The following is a 7,317-nucleotide window of genomic DNA, read 5'->3' on the forward strand; positions in this document are numbered from 1 at the left end:
GCTATGGAGATCTTTGTTCGCAGACCGGTTCTGTCAATTGTTCTGGCATTGGTCGTGGCACTGGGCGGGCTATATGCCATCGCCCGCGTGCCGATCGTGCAGTTCCCTGTATTGGAAAGCTCGGCCATTGAAGTCAAAACCCATTTCACCGGGGCGTCCGCGGAGGTTGTGCAGGGCTTTATTACCGATCGGATTGAAAAGGCGACAAACGCCATCGAAGGCTTGGACTTTGTCGACAGTTCAACAGTTGCTGGACAGAGCACCGTGACCGCCTGGTTGAAGCTGGGCGAAGACAGTTCAACTGCTCTGGCGCAGCTTTCAGCAGAATTGAACAAGGTACGGTCCGAATTGCCGCTGGGTGCCGACGATCCAGCGGTTTCGGTCAAACGCGCTGATCGGGTCGCAGGAGCGTTTTATCTGTCGGCATCTTCTGAGTTTTGGGCGCGCCACGAGGTCACGGATTACTTAGACCGCAACGTGGTTCCGATCCTTTCCTCTATTGATGGTGTGCAACGGGTAGGTCTGGATGGTGGCCGCCAACCGGCGTTGCGTATTTGGCTGAACCTTTCACGCCTGGCAGCAGTCAACATGTCGGTGGACGAAGTTTTGAACGCACTTCAGAACAACAACCTCGTGGCAGCAGTGGGAAATTTGGAAGGGACACATCAAAAACTAAACATCCTGACAAATGCCAGTCTGCAGACTGTCGAGGACTTTCAAGAACTCGTGCTGCGCGATCTGGATGGCTATCAGTTGAAGCTTTCAGACATCGCGCGTGTGGAAATGGGTGAAGATACGGCGCCCGTGGATGCACGTGATGGGCGTAACAAGCTGGTGTTCCTTTCGATCTGGCCTCTGCCCGGAGCCAACGAAATCGCCATCGGTAACGAGCTATACCTGTTGTTGGACGAGATTATCGCAGGTTTGCCGGCGGGGCTGGAGATCGAAATCGTCTATGACAGCACGGAATACATGCGCGCGGCGCTGACCGAAATATTCAAGACACTTGCGGAAACCGTGGTGTTGGTCGGTGCTGTAATCTTGTTCATGATGGGGTCAGTCCGTGTGGCGATCGTGCCACTGGTGGCCATTCCCTTGTCGATCCTTGGAGCGATGATCGGCATGTTTGCGATGGGGTTCACTCTGAACCTTTTGACTATTCTGGCTATTGTACTCTCGGTCGGCCTTGTGGTGGATGACGCGATTGTGGTTGTGGAAAACGTGGCCCGCTACAAACGCGAGGGTAAATCGGGGATTGAAGCCGCGCTGCTAAGCTCTCAAGTGTTGTTCAAACCGATTGTGGCGATGACATTCACGCTTGCTGCCGTGTTTATTCCAATCGGTTTCACAGCCGGCCTTTCAGGGGCCTTGTTCCGAGAATTTGCTTTCACCATGGCTACTGCGATTGTCCTGTCAGGCGTTGTTGCGGTGACCTTATCGCCATTGATGAGCGCATATTTGACTGGAGACAAAGGGCACGAAGCCTGGCTTACGCAAAAAGTGAATAGCGTTTTCGATACACTGGCGCGGGTCTATGGCGCTCTGTTACGCCGATTGCTTAATTGGCGTGCGCAAATTCTTGTGTTTTCGCTTGTGTTTTCGCTTCTTGTCGTTCCGTTTTACCTTTTCTCAGCCAAGGAACTGGCGCCAGTTGAAGATCAGGGCATGATCAGCGTGGTAATCCAGGCTGCGCCGGGAAGTTCACTTGATGCGACCAATGCGGGTATGGACAAGTTGGTTGATCTTGGCTTGTCGCTGCCTGGTTCGGAAAGCTTCTGGCAGATTGTGACCAAAGAAGGTGGCTTTGGCGGGATAGTGTTCAAAGACTTCTTTGAACGTGAACAGAACATCAAAGATATCCTGCCGCAACTATACGGCGCCTTGGCACAATTGAGCGAATTGAAGGTTCTACCTTTCCTCGGCGCGGCTCTGCCCACCGCAGGCCAGTTTGACGTGGAAATGGTGGTCAAAGGCCCGGGTACGTATCAGGAGATGCAGGGGCTTGCCTATGCCTTCTTAGGGGTGGGCTTTGAAAGCGGTAAGTTCCTTTATGTGGATACTGACCTGAAGACCGACCTGCCTGTAGTCAAGCTGGATTACAATCACCAAAGGTTGGCAGATCTCGGCCTTACCAGCCGGTCCGTGACCGCGCAGCTTTCGGCCTTGCTATCAGATCGATACGTGAACCGATTTGATGCAGGAGGTCGCGCCTATCAGGTCATTCCAATGGCTGAGGAGAAATTTCGCGCGGAACCTGCAGCGCTCAGTGAACTGGGGATCAGGCTCAGCGATGGCACCATAGTGCCACTGAGTACGCTGGCAGAAATCCGCGTTGTGGCGCAACCGCGTGCGCTTGGTAAATTTGACCAACAGCGCGCCTTTCGAGTGACCGGGGGCGTAGTCCCAGGTACAACCAAGGCCGAAGCGCTAGCAGTATTGGAGAAGGCTGCAGATGCGATCTTACCACCCGGATACACCATTGATTACGCGGGAGTTTCACGCCAGATCAAGCAAGAGGCGAACAGCCTTTTGGCGACCATGGCGATGTCACTTGCAATCGTCTACCTCGCGCTCGTGGTTCAATTTAACAGCTTTCGTTCACCGCTGATCATTCTCTTGGGCTCAGTTCCTCTGGCACTCTCGGGTGCAGTAATGATCTCTTTTCTTGGGTTCACTTCGATCAACATCTATTCACAAATTGGAATCATCACGTTGGTCGGGCTGGTCGCCAAAAACGGGATTCTGATTACAGAGTTTGCCAATCAATTGATGGATCAGGGCAGGGATTCCGTGACTGCGATCATCGAAGGAGCGCAATCTCGGCTACAAGCAATTCTGATGACCACTATCGCAACCATCATCGGGCATATCCCGCTGTTACTTGTCGAAGGGCCGGGAGCAGAGGCGCGTGGCAGTATCGGCATTATCATTGTAGCAGGGATGAGCATTGGCACGCTCTTCACGTTGATTGCCCTGCCATCGATTTTCCTACTCTTCACTCCGCGCGATACTGCTAAGTCCACAACATCGATGAACAAACCACCGAATAGCAAGTTAGAACTTGCTGCAGAATAAGTTTGATGGTGACGGCAATCCGGTCGGCAAAGCGCAGTAGTTAGCTTGGATTACGATACAGCTCATTAAATGGGATTGTCGGCAACACGCCCAAAAGCTGTTGTTCGTACAATTCGCGGTATTGGTGTTTTGGGGGACTTTCCGGCGATTCTCTGCGTGTTAAAGGAAGGACTGTTTTGTTCGGTTAAGAAATCATGATTTTAGAGTCTCAAAACATAAAACTCTTAGCAGCTAATTTTATTGTAACCGCAGTCTCACCATTAAGGTGATCCGATAAACATTGTCGGAAAACGTAAATATGGGGACTGAATCTTTGAGGCTAGTCTCCCCTTGAAATCAACGGCTTAATGTTTCGACTGTTTTCACCAGCTCATCCGACTTTGATGCTCATCTGACGTTGGGCAAACCCGTTGAGCCAGTTTTGCAAACTGGCATTGCCTATTTGTAGACAATGCCAGCACAGGCAGTTGGGAAGAGAATTTAAACTGCCTAATGTTTCTGAGCTTCGTCGTGAGACCTGTAACTTACAGATGCACGAATAGATCACCACCCTCTACTGATACATCGAAGCGTCTCGTTTTAATGGATGAATCCACAAGAAACTCACCGCTGCGAATGTCGAATTCCCAACCGTGCCAGGCGCAGCGGACGATTTCACCGGCGCGGTCATAGACAAACTCGGTTGAGTCCGTTTGGCGGGTCGTACCGCAGACCGGGCCTTCGCAGAGGGCCGCGCCTTTGTGAGGACAGATATTGAGCAAAGCGTGATAACCGTCATCGAGTTTGAAAACGCCGATGGGCAAGTTCGAAACTGTGACGATCTTGGCCGCGTCGGCGGGAACTTCATCGATTTTGCAGGCGAAATGCTTGTTTGCCATTGTCGAAGTCTCCTTCTTTATTCAGCAGCATGCGCCATCGGGCGCGGTAGGCGGGTATAGACGTCCAGCGCATTGAGCCCAAAAATCTTTTCGCGCCATGCGGGCGGGACGTGCAACTTGTTGACGTCGTCATAGTCCCAGTGCGGATAGTCGGACGCGAACATCAGTGTGTTCTCGCCATCCATCGCTTCAAGAGTGGCCCACAGGTGCTGGATATTCTCGGGCTGCTCCAGTGGCTGAGTCGACATGCGGATGTTCGACTTGAAATACTCGGAAGGCAGACGCTTGAGCCACGGTGTTTCCTTGCGCAGTGCCTTATAGTTCGCGTCCAGACGCCACAGAACCGACGGCACCCAGGCCACGCCGCATTCGATGATCACCACCTTCAACTCGGGCCATTTCTCAAACACGCCGTGGGCGATCAAGCTGGCCATGTGGGTCATGGCCGTCTGTGGCAGGATCGCATGGGTTTCCCAAAAGAAGGTCGAAGGCCCGGCCCCGATGGGGGTCGAGTTGATACCGCCCTGTCCACCAAGGTGCATGGCGAATGGCAGGCCCATTTCGGCACAGGCTTCATAAATCGGGTGGTAGAACGGGTCGCCATAAGGGCGCGCAGCACCGTGGCTCACCAAAACTTGAACGACACGGGGGTGACCGCCAACCCGGCGGATTTCAGCAGCAGCCAGATGCGGGTCCTGCGGTGCCACCACGATCGAGCCCCAGAACCGCTCGTCCTTGGGCAGCCAGTAGTCGATCATGTAGTCGTTATAGGCTTTGCACAGCGCATTGGCGTAATAAGGGTTGGCCAGCGTTGAGGCTTCGATCGGTTCGTCGCCGGTCAGGATCGCAACGTCGATATTGTATTTATCAAGGTGCTTTTCCTTCATGATCAAGTAGTTGTCGTTTTCCTCAACCGGGTTTACATCATGGCGTGCAAAGCCTTCGGGATGGAACCAGGGACGGTGGCCATGGGGAAATGCACCACGCGGGCCGGTGCGTTCACCCCGGACGAACATGTCCTTGAAAAGACCTTCCATGTAGGGTTCCAGAACCGTGGCGCTGCACCAATAGTTGTGGCAGTCGCAATCGACGATGAACATGAACTTCTCCTGTTGCTGGCGCCAAAAGGGCGGGCTTACATCTTGTTCAACGACGCTTGATATCTGCGAAACTTTGGCAAATAAATGCAATTGAAACGCACCTATCAATCGGGATTACCGATTAAATGAACCGCCAGCTATTAGTTACCTATATGGATGTTCTGGAAACGCGGAACTTCAACCGCACCGCCGAGCGTCTGAATGTGACCCAATCCACGGTCAGCGCTCGCATCCGACAGTTGGAGCAGGAACTGGACACGCGCCTGTTCGAACGAGGGCGCGGCGGGGCTGAACCCACAGCCGCCGGGCGGCGCTTTGAAACCCATTGCCGGTCGCTGCTGGCCGCCTGGAGCCTGGCGCGGCGCGATGTTGAGGCGGGTGGCGGTGGCAACAGGCAACGCTTGCGTATATCGGTTCAGTTCAGTCTGGCCCGATCTGTGCTGATTGACTGGACGAAGGCAATCCGGGAAAGAAACCCGCATCTGGACCTGTATCTCGAGGCCAATTTTTCGGAACAGATACAGCGGGATGTTCTGACCGGCGAGACGGATATCGGTATTGTTTTTGTCCCGCAACGAGCGCCGGACATGTTTGTTAGCGAATTGGGCAGCGAAAGCTATGTGATGCTGTCCACCGATTGTGACCGGATCGAGGATGTCCAATGGTCACGCTACATTCAGGTCGCCTACACATCCTATTTTGATCGCCAGCACGATGAGGCGTTTTCGGATCAGCCGCAAAGCTCGATCCTGGTGGGCAGTAATGATCTGGCTTTGGATTTCCTAAAAGCCAACGGCGGAACGGCATATTTCCCCGGGTTTGCCGCACCGGGTCTGTGTGCCGAGTATCCGAAATTGCAACAGGTAACGGAAGCACCGGTGATTCCACAGCCCATCTATTCCATCGTGCACGTACGAAAACGTCATGATACTCTGGTGGCACAAGCAGTCACCCTGTTCAAAGAACTGATCCAGCACAGATCAATCGATTTAACCGATTGATACAACAATTCTGCACCGTTTTTCAGATCCCCTGCACCACTATCCTCGCGCGAACCCTATTCTGGAGGTTTCCGCAAGATGCTCGTTGCGACGGACAGTCCGTTTTCCCTGAGTTCAGCCAATAACCAACCCTGCTATGCGGGTGGGCCTGCCACTTTGACGTGCAAGGCGGTGATCGATGAAACGCATGACAGCAAGACATTCGTTTTCGAAGACTCGCAAAGCCGCAGTTTCGACTTCAAGCCAGGCCAATACGTGACCTTCTGTTTCGAGATCGAAGGCAAGCAGCACGTGCGTGCCTATTCGATCTCGTCCACGCCGACCCGGCCCCACAATATTCAGGTTACCGTCAAGCGAGTACCAGGTGGCATTGTATCCAACTATCTGAACGATCAGATGGTACCCGGGACAGAGATCGAGATTGCGGATATCACCGGCGGTTTTAACTGGGTTGATATCCCCAGCGACAAACCATTGTTCCTGTCTGGTGGCTCGGGTGTTACCCCAGTCATGTCGATGCTGCAATATGTCACCGACGTGACCTTGCCCAAAGACATCGTCTTTGTGCATTTCGCGCGCTCTCCGAAAGACATCATATTCCGCGACCAACTCGAGTTTCTGAATCGGCGCTTTGCCAATGTGACCGTCCATATGATCGTGGATGAGGCCGAAGATGGGTTCTTGGGAGAAACCGGTCAGATATCATCTGATCTGCTGCAGCGTCTTGTGCCCGATCATGCTGAGCGCAGCATTTTCATGTGTGGTCCCGAAGGCTTCATGAAGGCGGCACGCGACGTGGCCTCAATCATCCCATTTGCCGCAGTCCACGAAGAGAGCTTTGGCGAGAAAATTACAATCGAGGAAAGCGTCGGAACCGGGGGAGAAGTTTATTTCTCGCTCAGCGGTTTGCATGGGCATGCGAACGAAGGCGACACCCTGCTCGAGACTGCTTTGAATGCTGGCGTTTGGATCGATTCCGCCTGTCAGCAGGGCGTCTGCGGTAATTGCAAGGTTCGTCTCACTCAGGGCGAAGTCGAAATGCAAGACATGGGTGGATTGCTGCCCGGCGATGTCGAAGAGGGATATGTATTGGCCTGTTGCAGCTGGCCTAAGGGACCCGTCGCACTCGACGCGTGAAGTGGAAATCCAATGGGAGGAGTAACAAATGTCAATAAAGCCACCTCTTTCGGAACTTCCGATCAAGACCGCTGACAACGGTTTTTATCGGGGGTTCAGTATTAATGTGACGGTGATCAGCAAGAT

General features: G+C 53.3%; 5 protein-coding genes. 3 read left to right on the forward strand and 2 right to left on the reverse strand.

Going from position 1 to position 7,317, the window contains the following annotated elements; genetic code table 11:
- The first annotated feature begins 3 nt into the window (after positions 1–3).
- A complete protein-coding gene (locus ACR0IO_RS21395) occupies positions 4–3,075 on the forward strand; it encodes an efflux RND transporter permease subunit (RefSeq protein WP_480744594.1) in 3,072 nt (1,023 codons plus the stop codon).
- Between the two features lie 524 nt (positions 3,076–3,599).
- Here the strand turns inward: ACR0IO_RS21395 and ACR0IO_RS21400 are convergent.
- Together ACR0IO_RS21400 and ACR0IO_RS21405 are read right to left on the reverse strand one after the other, a co-directional pair.
- Positions 3,600–3,953: a Rieske (2Fe-2S) protein gene (locus tag ACR0IO_RS21400; protein WP_155149651.1), complete on the reverse strand. Its 354-nt coding sequence runs from the start codon at positions 3,951–3,953 to the stop codon at positions 3,600–3,602.
- A gap of 17 nt (positions 3,954–3,970) precedes the next feature.
- Entirely contained in the window at positions 3,971–5,053 is a 1,083-nt protein-coding gene (locus ACR0IO_RS21405) for an amidohydrolase family protein (protein WP_480744597.1), read from the reverse strand.
- Positions 5,054–5,178: 125 nt separating this feature from the next.
- On the opposite strand from ACR0IO_RS21405, the gene ACR0IO_RS21410 reads away from it, so the two are divergent.
- Complete coding sequence (locus ACR0IO_RS21410) at positions 5,179–6,054, forward strand: LysR family transcriptional regulator (protein ID WP_480744599.1); 876 nt, start codon at positions 5,179–5,181, stop codon at positions 6,052–6,054.
- Between the two features lie 78 nt (positions 6,055–6,132).
- Positions 6,133–7,191, forward strand: a complete 1,059-nt coding sequence (locus ACR0IO_RS21415; RefSeq protein WP_480744601.1) for an FAD-binding oxidoreductase — start codon at positions 6,133–6,135, stop codon at positions 7,189–7,191.
- The last annotated feature ends 126 nt before the right edge of the window (positions 7,192–7,317 follow it).

The sequence above is a fragment of the Ruegeria sp. CE12 genome (assembly GCF_056537525.1).